The 16,208-nt window shown below is 61.7% G+C and carries 13 protein-coding genes; 10 read left to right on the plus strand and 3 right to left on the minus strand.

What is annotated here, in order from left to right:
* Positions 1–776: 776 nt before the first annotated feature.
* The 5 genes from hutI to hutH all read left to right on the plus strand — a co-directional run bounded on the left by hutI (position 777) and on the right by hutH (position 7,045).
* A complete protein-coding gene (hutI, locus tag V7Q49_RS22160) occupies positions 777–2,000 on the plus strand; it encodes an imidazolonepropionase (RefSeq protein WP_333855309.1) in 1,224 nt (407 codons plus the stop codon).
* Entirely contained in the window at positions 1,997–2,935 is a 939-nt protein-coding gene (hutG, locus tag V7Q49_RS22165) for a formimidoylglutamase (protein WP_333855254.1), read from the plus strand. Before hutI ends, hutG begins: the two co-directional genes overlap by 4 nt.
* 44 nt (positions 2,936–2,979) lie before the next feature.
* On the plus strand, positions 2,980–3,714 hold the full coding sequence (locus V7Q49_RS22170) for a histidine utilization repressor (protein WP_333855256.1): 735 nt from the start codon (positions 2,980–2,982) through the stop codon (positions 3,712–3,714).
* Positions 3,715–3,839: 125 nt separating this feature from the next.
* Complete coding sequence (gene hutU, locus V7Q49_RS22175; protein WP_333855258.1) at positions 3,840–5,525, plus strand: urocanate hydratase; 1,686 nt, start codon at positions 3,840–3,842, stop codon at positions 5,523–5,525.
* Complete coding sequence (hutH, locus tag V7Q49_RS22180; RefSeq protein ID WP_333855260.1) at positions 5,525–7,045, plus strand: histidine ammonia-lyase; 1,521 nt, start codon at positions 5,525–5,527, stop codon at positions 7,043–7,045. Before hutU ends, hutH begins: the two co-directional genes overlap by 1 nt.
* Before the next feature lie 96 nt (positions 7,046–7,141).
* On the opposite strand, the gene V7Q49_RS22185 is transcribed toward hutH, so the two are convergent.
* Together V7Q49_RS22185 and bioA are read right to left on the minus strand one after the other, a co-directional pair.
* Positions 7,142–7,618, minus strand: coding sequence for a kinase inhibitor (locus tag V7Q49_RS22185; RefSeq protein ID WP_333855262.1), 477 nt, complete (start codon positions 7,616–7,618; stop codon positions 7,142–7,144).
* Positions 7,619–7,662: 44 nt separating this feature from the next.
* Positions 7,663–8,952: an adenosylmethionine--8-amino-7-oxononanoate transaminase gene (gene bioA, locus V7Q49_RS22190; RefSeq protein ID WP_442913092.1), complete on the minus strand. Its 1,290-nt coding sequence runs from the start codon at positions 8,950–8,952 to the stop codon at positions 7,663–7,665.
* 87 nt (positions 8,953–9,039) lie between these two features.
* On the opposite strand from bioA, the gene bioB reads away from it, so the two are divergent.
* Genes bioB through bioD form a run of 4 tightly spaced genes read left to right on the plus strand, consistent with a single transcriptional unit; the run spans position 9,040 to position 12,691 of the window.
* Complete coding sequence (bioB, locus tag V7Q49_RS22195) at positions 9,040–10,080, plus strand: biotin synthase BioB (protein ID WP_333855264.1); 1,041 nt, start codon at positions 9,040–9,042, stop codon at positions 10,078–10,080.
* A complete protein-coding gene (bioF, locus tag V7Q49_RS22200; protein ID WP_333855266.1) occupies positions 10,077–11,234 on the plus strand; it encodes an 8-amino-7-oxononanoate synthase in 1,158 nt (385 codons plus the stop codon). Before bioB ends, bioF begins: the two co-directional genes overlap by 4 nt.
* The gene (bioC, locus tag V7Q49_RS22205) at positions 11,218–11,973 is read left to right on the plus strand and encodes a malonyl-ACP O-methyltransferase BioC (RefSeq protein WP_333855268.1); all 756 of its coding nucleotides are present in this window, start codon (positions 11,218–11,220) and stop codon (positions 11,971–11,973) included. The genes bioF and bioC overlap by 17 nt, the downstream gene beginning before the upstream one ends.
* Positions 11,966–12,691: a dethiobiotin synthase gene (gene bioD, locus V7Q49_RS22210; RefSeq protein WP_333855270.1), complete on the plus strand. Its 726-nt coding sequence runs from the start codon at positions 11,966–11,968 to the stop codon at positions 12,689–12,691. The genes bioC and bioD overlap by 8 nt, the downstream gene beginning before the upstream one ends.
* Here the strand turns inward: bioD and V7Q49_RS22215 are convergent.
* Positions 12,630–13,328, minus strand: coding sequence for an ABC transporter ATP-binding protein (locus tag V7Q49_RS22215; protein ID WP_333855272.1), 699 nt, complete (start codon positions 13,326–13,328; stop codon positions 12,630–12,632). The two genes, bioD and V7Q49_RS22215, sit on opposite strands and share 62 nt — an antisense overlap.
* 746 nt (positions 13,329–14,074) lie before the next feature.
* On the opposite strand from V7Q49_RS22215, the gene uvrB reads away from it, so the two are divergent.
* A complete protein-coding gene (gene uvrB / locus V7Q49_RS22220; RefSeq protein ID WP_333855274.1) occupies positions 14,075–16,090 on the plus strand; it encodes an excinuclease ABC subunit UvrB in 2,016 nt (671 codons plus the stop codon).
* The last annotated feature ends 118 nt before the right edge of the window (positions 16,091–16,208 follow it).

Below are 16,208 nucleotides of genomic sequence, written 5' to 3' on the forward strand. Positions count from 1 at the left end.
TATTGCGATCCACTACGGTGGAAACCAGGCTCTATTCGCGAAAGCCCAGGGTACAAACCCTCAGGCTGTGACGCGATGGATAAAAGAGAACTTCATAGTAGTTCGCAATGTTGTTTACAGCCCACGAAGAGAGCTGCAGGCCCCAGAGGTTAGACCAAACTAGTCTCTTTCTTGCCTCATTCACGGGGCATACTGCATGTCCCTTAGTGGGATGGTGCCTCGAGCATCATGATACTCCACTCAGGGACATCGTCTTGCCGTTCTGGCAGCAAACGCCCCAAACCAGCGATAGCGGTTTATGTTCGCGATAGTACACAAGCAATCGGCGTCATTTGCTCGTCTGAGATATCCTGTCCGCTTAACGACTTCTTCATACTTGTCAAAACTCATTAGATCTGTTTAATCAGTGGCTTGTTAGAAATGCCTGTATGTTTAATAGTCTGAGTCCTTTGCTAAACCGGTTGTCTCTTATACGTTGAATGGGAGTTTGTCTCTACAAGGAGGCAGAAATTCCGTCTTGCTTTTAATCCCATCACTCTGTCCATCAATCTAATTTTCAGTATGGATTTCGCTCTCATTATGACCAATAAAATCAGCATTCAGTAATGCTCTAAAAAAACGACTTAATTTACGAGTTGAGTGTAGAAAAGTTACTTTTTATTCCCGCGCTTAGCGGGAAAATTGTCACAAATAAATAACATTTTCGGTAAAGACGATTGACAGGTCGAAGGGAATGAAAATAAATGTCTATACAACCCATGACAAGCGGAAGCCCGATGCTGCAACTTCATCCCGACGACGTAATCTGGCGTAACCTGCGCCTCGCGACTATGGATCCCGACCACGGCACGGCCTATGGTCTGCTGGACAACCGGGCGTTGATTGTGCGCGGCGAGACCATTCTGGCGATCGTGCCGGAATCTGACCTGCCGCAGGATCTGCCCAACGTCCGCGATTTACAGGGGCGGCTGGTCACGCCGGGCCTGATCGACTGCCACACCCACCTGGTGTTTGGCGGCGACCGCGCCGCCGAGTGGGAGCAGCGGCTGAACGGCGTCTCCTATCAGACCATCAGCGCCCAGGGCGGCGGGATTAACGCCACGGTAACCGCCACCCGGGACAGCACCGCCGAACAGCTCGAACAGCTGGCGCAGCAGCGGCTACAGCGGCTGATGCGTGAAGGCGTCACCACGATTGAAATCAAATCCGGTTACGGCCTGAACGACGAGGCGGAAGAGAAGATGCTGCGCGTGGCCCAGCGCCTTGCCCGGAGCAACCCTGTTGAGATCAGCCCGACGCTGCTGGCCGCCCACGCCGTGCCGAAGGAGTACCGTCAGGATCCGGATGCGTACATCGCCCACGTGTGTCAGTACACCCTTCCGCAGCTCTGGGAGAAAGGCCTTATCGAAGCCGTGGATGTCTTCTGCGAGAATGTCGGCTTTACCCCGAAACAGAGCGAGCGGGTATTCCAGGCGGCCCAGGCCCGGGGGATCCCGATCAAAGGCCACGTCGAACAGCTCTCTAACCTCGGCGGCACCGCGCTGGTGAGTCGCTACCACGGGCTGTCTGCCGATCACATTGAGTATCTTGATGAGGCCGGAGTGAGCGCAATGGCGCAGAGCGGTACCGTGGCGGTGCTGCTGCCCGGCGCGTTCTACTTCTTGCAGGAGCGCCAGCGCCCGCCGGTTGACCTGCTGCGTCAGCACGCGGTGCCGATGGCCGTCGCGACCGATTACAATCCCGGCACCAGCCCCTTTGCCAGCCTGCATCTGGCAATGAATATGGCCTGCGTGCAATTTGGTTTAACCCCGGAAGAGGCGTGGGCAGGGGTAACCCGGCACGCCGCCCAGGCGCTGGGGCGCGGCGCAACGCACGGCCAGCTGAAGGCCGGTTTTGTCGCGGATCTGGCGATCTGGGATGCGAAACACCCGGTGGAAATGGTGTATGAGCCGGGGCGTAACCCGCTTTATCAGCGCGTATTCAGAGGAAAAGTACAATGAGCCTGTGGCAGCCGGTTTCACCTGACATCTGGCAGGGACGCGACGACAGCAGCGAGGCCAGCAACGCGCTGCGCCTGTTCCAGACCGTCCGGCAAAGCGACACGTTAACGCCGTCCGGTAACGGCATCGCCCTGATCGGCTTCGCCTGCGATGAAGGGGTCAGACGCAACCAGGGCCGGACCGGTGCCGCCCAGGCCCCGGACGTGTTACGCCGGGCGCTGGGAAATATGGCCAGCCATCAGGGCCACGAGCGGCTGACCGATATGGGCAACATCCGCGTCGACGGGGAGGCACTGGAGGCCGCCCAGCAGGCGCTGAGTGAAACGGTCACTGCCTGCCAGCAGGCCGGGATGCGCACCCTGGTGTTTGGCGGGGGGCATGAAACCGCCTGGGCTCACGGTCGCGGCGTGCTGGATGCCTTTCCCGGCGAGCGGGTGGTGATTATCAACCTCGATGCGCACCTCGATCTGCGTCACGCCAGCCAGGCGACCTCCGGGACTCCCTTCCGCCAGCTGGCGCTGTACTGCGCGCAGCAGCAGCGTGAGTTTCACTATACCTGCCTCGGCGTCAGCCGGGCGGCGAATACCCAGGCGCTGTGGGATGAGGCGGCCCGTCTTAACGTCACCCTGGTGGAAGATCTTGATTTCCAGCAGCAGGCGCTACCGGTGCTGGAGACTGTCCTGAAGAAGGCGGATCGGGTCTATCTCACCATTGACCTCGACGTCATGCCCGCCGGGGAGATGCCCGCCGTGTCGGCACCTGCCGCGCTGGGGGTTCCCGTCCGGGATCTGATCCCGGTTATCGAGCGGATCTGTCGCAGCGGCAAACTGCAGGCGGCGGATCTGGCGGAGTTGAGCCCCGGCTTCGATCGCGACGGCCAGGGGGCGAAGCTCGCCGCGCGGCTGGCCTGGCAAATCGCTCACTGGTGGGTCTGAACCCTGTATATACTCGACTTTTTATCACGGCTTAAGGAATTGCTATGTTCTCTCGCGCTCCGCAGCAGCAGGCTAATACGCCAGCCCCTTTCTATGAAAAGGTAAAACAGGCGATCAGCCATCAGATCGCCACCGGCGTCTGGCGTCCGCACGATCGCATCCCGTCCGAGGCAGAGCTGGTGGCGCAGTTCGGCTTTAGCCGGATGACCATCAACCGCGCGCTGCGGGAGTTGACCGACGAGGGGCTGCTGGTGCGCCTGCAGGGCGTCGGCACCTTTGTGGCCGAGCCAAAAGGGCAGTCGGCGCTGTTTGAAATTCGCAGCATTGCCGATGAGATCGCCTCCCGCAACCATCAGCATCGTTGCGAGGTGCTGTTCCTTGAGGAGACGCAGGCCAGCGCGGCGCAGGCCGCGGCGTTGAACGTCAAAGAGGAAACCCGCATCTTCCACTCTCTGATGCTGCACTTTGAAAACGACATCCCGGTGCAGATCGAGGATCGCAGCGTCAATGCCGGACTGGTGCCGGATTACCTGTACCAGGACTACACCGCCACCACACCTCACGCTTACCTGTCGCTGGTTGCACCGCTGACGGAAGGGGAGCATATCGTCGAGGCGGTACGCGCCACGCCGCAGGAGTGCGAGCTGCTGCGCATTAAAGAGCACGACCCTTGCCTGCTGATCCACCGTCGCACCTGGTCAGCATCCCATATCGTCTCGCATGCCCGACTGCTGTTCCCGGGCAACCGCTACCGGCTGCAGGGCCATTTCATGTCATAAGCCAAAAGCGTGATTGCTGACGCAATATAACAAAAATGTATCTTAATTGTTAAAACCGGCCTTGTGCGCACTTGTCTATACAAGTATATCTTAGTGTATATTCTTTCCCCAATGAGGAGCACACAATGTCGTCAGGTAAGTATCGCCAGCAAGAGATCCGCGCCCCACGTGGCACCACGCTTAATGCCAAAAGCTGGCTCACCGAAGCCCCGCTGCGCATGTTAATGAACAACCTCGATCCCGACGTGGCGGAAAACCCTCACGAGCTGGTGGTGTATGGCGGGATTGGCCGTGCGGCGCGCAACTGGGAGTGCTATGACGCCATTGTTGCCGCGCTCACTGAACTGGAAAACGACGAAACCCTGCTGGTGCAGTCCGGCAAACCGGTCGGCGTGTTTAAAACTCACGAAAACGCCCCGCGCGTGCTGATCGCCAACTCCAACCTGGTGCCGCACTGGGCCACCTGGGAACACTTTAACGAGCTGGATGCGAAAGGGCTGGCGATGTATGGCCAGATGACCGCCGGCAGCTGGATCTACATCGGCAGCCAGGGCATCGTCCAGGGCACCTACGAGACCTTCGTCGAAGCCGGTCGCCAGCACTATAACGGCTCCCTGAAAGGCCGCTGGGTACTGACCGCGGGCCTGGGCGGCATGGGCGGCGCACAGCCGCTGGCAGCCACCCTTGCTGGAGCCTGCTCCCTGAACATTGAGTGCCAGCAGAGCCGCATCGATTTCCGCCTACGTACCCGTTACGTCGATGAGCAGGCCGAAACGCTCGACGACGCCCTGGCGCGCATTAACAACTACACCCGGCAGGGCAAAGCGGTCTCGATTGCCCTGTGCGGCAACGCGGCTGACATCGTGCCGGAGCTGGTAGCGCGCGGTGTGCGCCCGGATCTGGTCACCGACCAGACCAGCGCCCACGACCCGCTGCACGGCTACCTGCCAAAAGGCTGGAGCTGGGAAGAGTATCAGCAGAAAGCGCAGCAGGATCCGGAAGGCACCGTGCTGGCGGCGAAGCGTTCTATGGCCGAGCACGTCAACGCGATGCTGGCCTTCAGCCAGCAGGGCGTCCCGACCTTCGATTACGGCAACAACATCCGCCAGATGGCGAAAGAGATGGGCGTGGCCAACGCCTTTGACTTCCCGGGCTTTGTCCCTGCCTATATCCGTCCGCTGTTCTGCCGCGGGATCGGCCCGTTCCGCTGGGTGGCGCTCTCCGGCGACCCGGAAGATATCTACAAAACCGACGCCAAAGTGAAAGAGATTGTCGCCGATGATGAGCATCTGCATCACTGGCTGGACATGGCCCGCGAGCGCATTAACTTCCAGGGCCTGCCGGCGCGTATCTGCTGGGTTGGGCTGGAGTGGCGCCAGAAGCTGGGCCTGGCCTTTAACGAAATGGTCCGCCGCGGTGAAGTCTCCGCGCCGATCGTCATTGGTCGCGACCACCTCGACTCGGGCTCGGTTGCCAGCCCGAACCGCGAAACCGAAGCGATGCAGGATGGCTCCGACGCGGTCTCCGACTGGCCGCTGCTGAACGCCCTGCTCAATACCGCCAGCGGCGCGACCTGGGTCTCGCTGCACCATGGCGGCGGCGTCGGAATGGGCTTCTCCCAGCATGCCGGGATGGTGATCGTCTGCGACGGCACCGATGAAGCCGCAGCCCGAATTGCCCGCGTGCTGCACAACGATCCGGCGACTGGCGTGATGCGCCATGCCGATGCCGGGTATGACATTGCCATCGACTGCGCGAAAGAGCAGGGCCTGAACCTGCCGATGATCACCACCACACAAGGAAACCACTGATGAACGCCTTAACCCTGACGCCCGGTTCCCTGAGCCTGGCCCAGCTGCGCCAGGTCTGGCGACAGCCGCACCAGCTGACGCTCGATGAGGCGGCCCACAAGGCCATCAACGACAGCGTCGCCTGCGTGGAAGCGATTGTCGCTGAAGGGCGCACCGCCTACGGGATCAACACCGGTTTTGGCCTGCTGGCGCAGACGCGCATCGCCACCCACGATCTGGAAAATCTGCAACGTTCGCTGGTGCTGTCCCACGCGGCGGGCGTTGGCGAGCCGCTGGATGACGATATTGTGCGCCTGATGATGGTGCTGAAAATCAACAGCCTGGCGCGCGGATTTTCCGGTATCCGCCTCAGCGTGATTGAGGCGCTGATGGCCATGGTCAACGCTGGCGTCTACCCGTGGATCCCGGCCAAAGGTTCGGTCGGCGCTTCCGGCGATCTGGCCCCGCTGGCGCACATGTCCCTGACCCTGCTCGGAGAGGGCAAAGCCCGCTACCGTGGCGAATGGCTACCGGCCGCTACCGCCCTGCAAAAAGCGGGTCTGGCCCCGGTGACGCTGGCGGCGAAAGAGGGGCTGGCGCTGCTCAACGGCACCCAGGCTTCCACTGCCTTTGCCCTGCGCGGCCTGTTTGAAGCCGAAGATCTGTTTGCCTCAGCGGTGGTGTGCGGGGCGCTGACCACCGAAGCGGTGCTCGGCTCCCGTCGTCCGTTTGATGCCCGCATCCATGAGGTGCGCGGCCAGCGCGGGCAGATCGACGCCGCGGCGCTGTTCCGTCACGTTCTGACCGACACCAGCGCCATTGCCGAGTCGCATCACAACTGTGACAAGGTGCAGGACCCGTACTCCCTGCGCTGTCAGCCGCAGGTGATGGGGGCCTGCCTGACCCAGCTGCGTCAGGCAGCAGAGGTGCTGCTGGTTGAATCCAACGCCGTTTCCGATAACCCGCTGGTGTTTGCTGCGGAAAATGAAGTGGTCTCCGGGGGCAACTTCCACGCCGAGCCGGTGGCGATGGCGGCGGATAATCTGGCCCTGGCGATTGCCGAAATCGGTGCGCTGTCGGAGCGCCGTATCGCACTGATGATGGATAAACACATGTCTCAGCTGCCGCCGTTCCTGGTGCGCAACGGTGGCGTGAACTCCGGGTTTATGATTGCCCAGGTTACCGCCGCCGCGCTGGCGAGCGAGAACAAGGCCCTGTCGCACCCGCACAGCGTGGACAGTCTGCCGACCTCGGCTAACCAGGAGGATCATGTCTCGATGGCCCCGGCGGCAGGTCGCCGCCTGTGGGAGATGGCGGGCAACACCCGCGGCGTGCTGGCGGTAGAGTGGCTGGCGGCCTGTCAGGGCTGCGATCTGCGCGACGGACTGACGTCCAGCCCGCTGCTGGAGCAGGCGCGGCATATCCTGCGGGAGCAGGTGGCGCATTATGATGACGACCGCTTCTTTGCGCCGGATATTGATGCGGCGATGGGGTTGCTGGATGAAGGCAGTCTGGTCGGGTTGTTACCGGCCATCCTGTAAACAACGCCCGGTGGCGCTGCGCTTACCGGGCCTACAACACCTACGTTATCACGCGATTTGTAGGCCGGGTAAGGCGCAGCCGCCACCCGGCTTTTTTTACGAATACATCGCCGTAATCGACGCGCTGCCCAGGGTGTGGAAATGGACGTTAAAGCCCACCATCGCGCCGCTCGCCTCTTTATCGACCTCGATTCTCTCTACGTCCAGCGCATGTACCGTGAAGATATAGCGATGGGTTTCGCCTTTTGGCGGAGCCGCACCGCCGTATCCGGCTTTGCCAAAATCGGTGCGGGTCTCGACGGCCCCCTCCGGCAGCGCCACCAGCGAAGAGCCGGAGCCCTGCGGCAGCACGCGGGTATCGGCCGGGATATTGGCGACAATCCAGTGCCACCAGCCGGAGCCGGTAGGGGCGTCCGGGTCGTAACAGGTCACGACAAAGCTTTTCGTGCCCGACGGCACCTCGTCCCATGCCAGGTGCGGGGAGATGTTATCTCCCTCATACCCCATGCCGTTAAACACATGACGCAGCGGGAGTTTATCGCCGTCGCGCAGATCCTGACTGATGAGTTTCATACTGTTCCTCCATAGTGAGCCCTGCACGAAGTGTAACGCATAAACTAAAGCGTAAAGTGCGCAGGATCCTGAACCGCATCCACCACCGCGGCGGAGAGCTTGCTGAGCTGGTCCGGGCGAATCACATACGGCGGCATCAGGTAGATTAACTTGCCGAACGGGCGCACCCAGACGCCGCGCGCCACGAAGAAGCGCTGCAGCGCGGCCATGTTCACCGGATGGGTAGTTTCGACGACGCCGATGGCCCCCAGCACCCGCACGTCGGCGACAAAATCCGAATCCCGAGCCGTTGCCAGCTCGTCCTGCAGCTGGGCTTCGATGGCGGCCACCTGATCCTGCCACGCACCGCTCTCCAGCAGCGCCAGGCTCTCGCTGGCGACCGCACAGGCCAGCGGATTGCCCATAAAGGTCGGGCCGTGCATAAAGCAGCCAGCTTCGCCGTCGCTGATGGTTTCCGCCACCTGGCGGGTGGTGAGGGTGGCGGACAGCGTCATGGTGCCCCCGGTCAGGGCTTTGCCAAGGCAGAGAATGTCCGGGGTAATGCCCGCGTGCTCGCAGGCAAACAGCTTGCCGGTGCGTCCGAAGCCGGTGGCAATTTCGTCGGCGATCAGCAGAATGCCCTCGCGGTCGCACATCCTGCGAGTGCGCTTCAGCCACTCGGGATGGTACATGCGCATCCCGCCCGCGCCCTGCACGATGGGCTCGAGGATCACCGCGGCAATTTCGTGGCGATGGGCAGCCATCAGCCGGGCAAAGCCGACCATGTCCATCTCATCCCATTCGCCGTCGAAACGGCTTTGCGGTGCCGGAGCGAAGAGGTTTTCCGGCAGATAGCCTTTCCACAGGCTGTGCATCGAGTTGTCGGGATCGCATACCGACATCGCGCCAAAGGTGTCGCCGTGATAGCCGTTGCGGAAGGTGATAAACCGCTGACGGCTTTCGCCCTTCGCGTGCCAGTACTGCAGCGCCATTTTCATCGCCACTTCCACCGCCACCGAGCCGGAATCGGCCAGGAACACGCACTCCAGCGCCTCGGGGGTCATCGCCACCAGCCGACGGCAGAGATCCACCGCCGGTTGATGGGTGATGCCGCCAAACATCACGTGCGACATGCGGTCAATCTGGGCTTTCATCGCTGCGTTAAGCCGCGGGTGGTTGTAGCCATGAATGGCCGCCCACCAGGAGGACATGCCGTCCACCAGCTGTTCGCCGCTGGCCAGCGTCAGCTCGCAGCCGTGCGCTTCCGTTACCGGATACACCGGCAGGGGCTGGGTCATGGAGGTGTAGGGATGCCAGATGTGTTGCCGATCGAAGGCGAGATCGTCCGTTGTCATAATCGACTTGTAAACCATTTTGAAAACATTTAGGTTTACAAGCATAACCCGAACCCATCCTGAACAAAACCCCTTTGGAGACGCCCCATGGCTCACCAGACTCGCTGGACACTGTCGCAAGTCACTGCATTATTTGAAAAACCCCTGCTTGAGCTGCTGTTTGAAGCGCAGCAGATCCATCGTCAGCACTTCGACCCGCAGCAGATTCAGGTCAGCACCCTGCTGTCGATCAAGACCGGGGCCTGCCCGGAAGACTGCAAATATTGCCCGCAAAGCGCGCGCTACAAAACCGGCCTCGAATCCGAGCGCCTGATGGAAGTGGAGCAGGTGCTGGAGTCGGCGCGTCAGGCGAAAAACGCCGGGTCGACCCGCTTCTGCATGGGCGCGGCCTGGAAAAACCCGCACGAGCGCGACATGCCCTATCTCGAGCAGATGGTGCAGGGCGTGAAGGCGATGGGCCTTGAAGCCTGTATGACCCTCGGCACGCTGGACGACCATCAGGCCCAGCGTCTGGCCTCGGCGGGGCTGGATTACTACAACCACAACCTCGACACCTCCCCGGAGTTCTACGGCAATATCATCACCACCCGCACCTACCAGGAGCGTCTGGACACGCTGGACAAAGTGCGCGAGGCGGGCATTAAGGTCTGCTCGGGCGGGATTGTCGGCTTAGGCGAAACGGTAACCGATCGCGCCGGTCTGCTGCTGCAGCTGGCGAACCTGCCAACCCCGCCGGAGAGCGTGCCGATCAACATGCTGGTCAAGGTGAAAGGCACCCCGCTGGCGGACAACGACGACGTCGACGCCTTTGATTTTATTCGCACCATTGCGGTGGCGCGGGTGATGATGCCGACGTCGTTCGTGCGCCTCTCGGCGGGCCGCGAGCAGATGAACGAGCAGACCCAGGCGATGTGCTTTATGGCCGGGGCCAACTCCATCTTCTACGGCTGCAAGCTGCTCACCACCCCGAACCCGGAAGAGGACAAAGACGTCCAGCTGTTCCGCAAGCTGGGGCTCAACCCGCAGCAGACCGCGGTTCTGACCGGCGATAACGAGCAGCAGCACCAGCTCGAACAGCAGCTTTTCAACGCCGATACCGACCAGTTCTACAACGCGGCGACGGTATGACCTGGCAACAACGCATCGATGCTGCCCTCGTTGCACGCCGGGCGGCAGACGCCCTGCGCGTGCGCACCCCGGTGGAGAACGGCGCGGGGCGCTTTCTCATCCGCGAGCAGCGGCGGTACTGTAACTTCTCCGGCAATGATTATCTCGGCCTGAGCCAGCATCCCACCATCATCCGCGCCTGGCAGCAGGGCGCGGAGCAGTACGGGGTGGGCAGCGGGGGCTCCGGTCATGTCAGCGGCTACACCCACGCGCATCAGGCGCTGGAGGCGCATCTTGCCGACTGGCTCGGCTACCCGCGGGCGCTGCTGTTTATCTCCGGCTTTGCCGCCAATCAGGCGCTGATTGCCGCCCTGACCGGCAAGGACGACCGCATCCTGGCCGATCGCTTAAGCCATGCCTCGCTGCTGGAGGCCGCCAGCCACAGCCCGGCTCAGCTCAGGCGCTTTGCCCACAACGATGTCGCCCAGCTGGATTCGCTGCTGGATAAACCCTGCGCCGGGCAACAGCTGGTGGTGACCGAGGGGATCTTCAGCATGGACGGCGACAGCGCCCCGCTGGGCGATATTCACGCGGCGGCCCAGCGTCAGGGCAGCTGGCTGCTGGTGGACGATGCCCACGGCATTGGCGTCACCGGGCCAGAGGGGCGCGGAAGCGCTGCCAGCCAGGGCGTTAAGCCCGAGCTGCTGGTGGTGACCTTCGGCAAAGGCGTCGGGATCAGCGGGGCGGCGGTGCTGTGCAGCGAACCCGTTGCCGACTACCTGCTGCAGTTCGCCCGCCATCTGATCTACAGCACCAGCATGCCGCCTGCCCAGGCGGTGGCGCTACTGGCTGCCTTTAACCTGATTCGCAGCGACGAAGGCGACGCGCGTCGGCAGCGGCTGGCGGCGCATATCCGCCAGTTCCGCGCGGGCGTGCGCGATCTGCCGATGGCGATCACCGCCTCGCAGAGCGCCATTCAGCCGCTGATCGTCGGCGACAATGCGCGAGCCCTCCGTCTGGCGCACACCCTCAGAGAGCAGGGGATCTGGGTAACCGCTATTCGTCCGCCCACCGTACCGGCGGGCACGGCGCGCCTGCGCCTGACCCTGACGGCGGCCCATGATCCGGGAGATATCACCGCGTTACTGGAGGCGCTGCATGCCGCAGGTGAATAAACAGGCGATTGCCGCCGCCTTTGGCCGGGCGGCGCACAGCTACTCGCGCCACGACGCACTCCAGCGGCAAAGCGCAGACGGGCTGCGGGCCCTGCTCGCAGAGCACCGGTTTGTCAGCGTGCTGGACGCGGGCTGCGGGCCCGGAAGTAACAGCCTGGCCTGGCGTCAGGCCGGGAGCGTGGTTACGGCGATGGATCTCAGTGCGCCGATGCTGGAGGAAGCGCGCCGCAACCAGGCGGCGGATAGCTATCTGCAGGCCGATATCGAAGCCATTCCGCTGGCCGATGCCCAGTTCAGCCTGGTCTGGAGCCATCTGGCGGTGCAATGGTGCGCCAGCCTGCCGCAGGCGCTGGCCGAGCTCTACCGGGTGACCGAGCCGGGGGGCAAGGTGGCCTTCACCACGCTGCTCAACGGCTCGCTGCCGGAGCTGAATCAGGCCTGGCAGGCGGTGGACACCCAGCTGCACGCCAACCGCTTTCTGACCGGGCAGCAGGTGAACGACGCCCTGGCGCGCTGGCAGTACCGCTGCGCGGTCCAGACCGTCACCCTGCTGTTTGACGATGCGCTCAGCGCGATGCATTCCCTCAAGGGGATCGGTGCTACTCATCTGCACGCCGGGCGGGCCGGGAGGCCACTGACGCGCGGCCAGCTGCAGCAGCTGGCGCAGGCCTGGCCGCAGCAGGCGGGGCAATTCCCGCTCTCTTATCAACTTTTTCATGGAATTATCGAACGTGACTGAACGTTATTTTGTCACCGGCACCGACACCGAGGTCGGTAAAACCGTCGCCAGTACCGCCCTGCTACAGGCGGCGCGGGCGCTGGGCCGTAATACCGCCGGCTACAAACCGGTGGCGTCGGGCAGCGAGATGACCGCCGAAGGGCTGCGCAACAGCGATGCGCTGGCGTTACAGCGCAACAGCAGCGTGGCGCTGAGCTACCCGACCGTAAACCCTTATACCTTTGCGGAGCCCACCTCGCCGCACATCATCAGCGCTGATGAGCAGCGCCCGATCCTGTTCAGCACGCTTTCGGCCGGGTTACGCACGCTGGAGAGCCGTGCCGACTGGGTGCTGGTGGAAGGCGCGGGAGGCTGGTTCACGCCGCTGTCGCAGGAGCAGACCTTCGCCGACTGGGTGCTGGCCGAACGCCTGCCGGTGATCCTGGTGGTGGGGGTGAAGCTGGGCTGTATCAACCACGCGATGCTGACCGCGCAGGCGATTCAGCAGGCGGGGCTGCATTTTGCAGGCTGGGTGGCGAACGGCGTTGTGCCGCCCGGTAAACGTCATACCGAATACATGGCGACGCTCCGGCGCGTGCTGCCTGCACCGCTGTTGGGCGAGATCCCGTGGCTGGGCGATGCGGCTGACACTTCGGCAGTCGGGCAATATCTCTCCCTTACTGCGCTGACGCCGTCGGCCCCATCCAGTGGGCAATCAGCGGGTCATCCAGCTCGCTGACCCGGCCCTGGGCCACGTTGCGCCCGCGATAAAGCAGGCAAAAGCGATCCGCCACCCGACGGATCAGGGAGAGGTGCTGCTCGGCCAGCAGCACCGATAACCCCAGCTCCCGGTTGAACCTCAGCAGCAGCTGCGCCAGCTTGAGAGTAAACAGCTGGCCGGTGCCGTGGCTGGGCTCGTCGAGGATCAGCAGGCGAGGGCGGGTCACCAGGGCGTTTGCCAGCGCCAGCTGGTACTGCTGGTCGTCGTTCAGGCCCGAGGCCCGCTGCTGGCGCAGCGGGTAAAGCTCCGGAAAGAACTCAAAAACGTCGCGGCTCACCGTTCCGCCCGCGACGCCTTTCGCCATCTGCGCAATATGCAGATTCTCCTCTACCGTCAGCTGCGAAAAGATCCGCCTGTCCTGCGGCACAAAGCTAATTTCCGTTCCGGCCTGGTGTAATGCACCGGGGGGTTCGTGCCAGACCATGGTGCCGCTGGCGATGGGCAGCAGGCCGGCAATACAGTTCACAAGGGTGGTTTTCCCCATCCCGGGCAGCCCGACAACGCCAGTGCAGACGCCGGGCGGGAGATCGAGGTCAACGTTCCACAGGGTGTGGCGATCCCCGTAATACTGGTTTACGGCGCGCAGGCTTAACATGGTAGTGCTCCTTTTCAGGCATCGGTGTCCCCTGATACTCTGCAAGACTCTTGCCACTGCCCTAAAAACGGCGATTAAACCTGCTTTTTTCGGATTAGGTTCAAAAAACAGCGCGGCGAGGGCAGGGAGATGCACTGCATCGGTGCCCCGTATGGTGTGCCTGGTGCAGGTACCATTTTGGTTAAAATGTGAGCAGTCCCTCACCATTTCGTTAGCTGATTTTTGTCATCAGATCGCCATAATTAGGCGATAAAAATTTTTTACCGCCGCGCTGTGGGCAAAAACCGGGAACGGGCCGAGTCACGTTCCGTATGGGCTGGAGGCAGTTATCCACTATTCCTGTGGATAACCATGTGCATTAGAGTTAGAAAACACAGGGTAAGCGAGAGAATACGCGGCCTGCGCCTGAATTGCTGCGAAACGCGTCTTTTCGATAACTTCATTGCAGATCAACGCGTTAAATAAAAGCAATCATTGTCATCAAAGTGTCAATTTGCTGGGCTAAAGACCGGCGGCTCGCCTTGACAAATGTTAAAAATCAAAAAATTCTGGGGATAACCCACCCCTGATGGAATTTTATCCCGTCGCAGCCGAAATTTTGCGCAGCATTGCTTGATTCCCACTGGTGATGGCACAAAATGGCGCAGATGTTACTGGTTTTATATCCAGTATAATTTACTGGCAAAAATAGCCATCAGGAGTAAAATTACTCACCTGCCGTATTAATCATCATCAGGTCGCCGTTCATGAGTAAACCGTTCAAACTGAATTCCGCTTTCCGTCCTTCTGGCGATCAGCCCGAAGCGATTCGCCGTCTGAAAGAGGGGCTGGAGGATGGGCTTGCACACCAGACGCTGCTGGGGGTGACCGGTTCGGGTAAAACCTTTACCGTCGCCAACGTGATCGCCGATCTGCAGCGCCCGACAATGGTGCTGGCGCCCAACAAAACCCTGGCCGCACAGCTGTACGGCGAGATGAAAGAGTTCTTCCCCGATAACGCGGTGGAGTACTTCGTCTCGTACTACGACTACTATCAGCCCGAAGCCTACGTCCCGAGCTCCGATACCTTTATCGAAAAGGACGCCTCGGTGAACGAGCATATCGAGCAGATGCGTCTGTCCGCCACCAAAGCCCTGCTTGAGCGTCGCGACGTAGTGGTGGTGGCCTCGGTGTCCGCCATCTACGGCCTCGGCGATCCCGATCTCTACCTGAAGATGATGCTGCACCTGACTCAGGGGATGATTATCGATCAGCGCGCCATCCTGCGGCGTCTGGCCGAGTTACAGTACACCCGCAACGATCAGGCGTTCCAGCGCGGTACCTTCCGCGTTCGCGGTGAAGTGATCGACATCTTCCCGGCGGAGTCGGACGACTTCGCCCTGCGCGTGGAGCTGTTTGATGAAGAGGTGGAGCGGCTGTCGCTGTTTGACCCGCTCACCGGCCACGTAGAGTCGATTATTCCGCGCTTCACCGTCTACCCGAAAACCCACTACGTGACCCCGCGCGAGCGTATCGTGCAGGCGATGGAAGATATCAAAGTTGAGCTGGCGGATCGTCGCAAGACCCTGCTGGAGAACAACAAGCTGCTGGAAGAGCAGCGCATCAGCCAGCGTACCCAGTTCGATCTCGAGATGATGAACGAGCTGGGCTACTGCTCCGGTATCGAAAACTATTCGCGCTATCTCTCTGGGCGCGGGCCGGGCGAGGCGCCGCCGACCCTGTTTGACTACCTGCCGGCGGATGGCCTGCTGGTGGTGGACGAATCCCACGTGACCATCCCGCAGATTGGCGGGATGTATCGCGGCGACCGGGCGCGTAAGGAGACCCTGGTGGAGTACGGCTTCCGCCTGCCGTCCGCGCTGGATAACCGCCCGATGAAGTTCGAAGAGTTTGAGGCGCTGGCGCCGCAAACCATCTACGTTTCCGCGACGCCGGGCAACTACGAGCTGGAGAAATCCGGCGACGAAGTGGTGGATCAGGTGGTCCGTCCAACCGGCCTGCTGGATCCGATTATTGAAGTGCGTCCGGTTGGCACCCAGGTAGACGACCTGCTGTCGGAGATCCGCGCCCGTGCCGCCATCAACGAACGCGTGCTGGTCACTACGCTGACCAAACGCATGGCGGAAGACCTGACCGAATACCTCGAGGAGCACGGCGAGAAGGTGCGCTATCTGCACTCGGATATCGACACCGTGGAGCGCATGGAGATCATCCGCGACCTGCGCCTCGGCGAGTTCGACGTGCTGGTGGGGATCAACCTGCTGCGAGAGGGGCTGGATATGCCGGAAGTGTCGCTGGTGGCGATTCTGGACGCCGATAAAGAGGGCTTCCTGCGCTCCGAGCGTTCACTTATCCAGACCATTGGTCGTGCGGCGCGTAACGTTAACGGCAAAGCGATTCTCTACGGCGACAAGATCACCCCGTCGATGGCAAAAGCGATTGGCGAAACCGAACGCCGCCGCGAGAAGCAGCAGGCCTACAACGAAGAGCACGGCATCACGCCGCAGGGTCTGAACAAGAAGGTGGTGGATATCCTGGCGCTCGGCCAGAACATCGCCAAAACCAAAGCCAAGGGACGCGGTAAGTCACGCTCACCGGTGGAGGCCGATACCGTTGCCCTGACGCCGAAAGCGCTGCAGCAGAAAATTCACGAACTGGAAGGGCAGATGATGCAGCACGCGCAGAATCTGGAGTTCGAAGAGGCGGCGCAGATCCGCGACCAGCTTCACCAGCTCAGGGACTTGTTTATCGCGGCGTCCTAGGTAAAAGCAAAATGGCAGCCTTTGGCTGCCATTTTTAGGGTTTGCACCTTCTCCCTGTGGGAGAAGGCCGGGATGAGGGCACCAGACCGCACGGCCTGTAGGCCCGGTAAGCGCAGCG

Origin of the sequence: Leclercia sp. (assembly GCF_036780805.1) — a bacterium.
Taxonomy (GTDB): Bacteria; Pseudomonadota; Gammaproteobacteria; order Enterobacterales; family Enterobacteriaceae; genus Enterobacter.

Excerpts from the sequence above, each read along its gene's own strand:
- hutI (WP_333855309.1), top strand. The coding sequence starts at position 777 with ATGCTGCAACTTCATCCCGACGACGTAATCTGGCGTAACCTGCGCCTC.
- hutG (WP_333855254.1), top strand. The coding sequence starts at position 1,997 with ATGAGCCTGTGGCAGCCGGTTTCACCTGACATCTGGCAGGGACGCGAC.
- V7Q49_RS22170 (WP_333855256.1), top strand. The coding sequence starts at position 2,980 with ATGTTCTCTCGCGCTCCGCAGCAGCAGGCTAATACGCCAGCCCCTTTC.
- hutU (WP_333855258.1), top strand. The coding sequence starts at position 3,840 with ATGTCGTCAGGTAAGTATCGCCAGCAAGAGATCCGCGCCCCACGTGGC.
- hutH (WP_333855260.1), top strand. The coding sequence starts at position 5,525 with ATGAACGCCTTAACCCTGACGCCCGGTTCCCTGAGCCTGGCCCAGCTG.
- V7Q49_RS22185 (WP_333855262.1), bottom strand. The coding sequence starts at position 7,618 with ATGAAACTCATCAGTCAGGATCTGCGCGACGGCGATAAACTCCCGCTG.
- bioA (WP_442913092.1), bottom strand. The coding sequence starts at position 8,952 with ATGACAACGGACGATCTCGCCTTCGATCGGCAACACATCTGGCATCCC.
- bioB (WP_333855264.1), top strand. The coding sequence starts at position 9,040 with ATGGCTCACCAGACTCGCTGGACACTGTCGCAAGTCACTGCATTATTT.
- bioF (WP_333855266.1), top strand. The coding sequence starts at position 10,077 with ATGACCTGGCAACAACGCATCGATGCTGCCCTCGTTGCACGCCGGGCG.
- bioC (WP_333855268.1), top strand. The coding sequence starts at position 11,218 with ATGCCGCAGGTGAATAAACAGGCGATTGCCGCCGCCTTTGGCCGGGCG.
- V7Q49_RS22215 (WP_333855272.1), bottom strand. The coding sequence starts at position 13,328 with ATGTTAAGCCTGCGCGCCGTAAACCAGTATTACGGGGATCGCCACACC.
- uvrB (WP_333855274.1), top strand. The coding sequence starts at position 14,075 with ATGAGTAAACCGTTCAAACTGAATTCCGCTTTCCGTCCTTCTGGCGAT.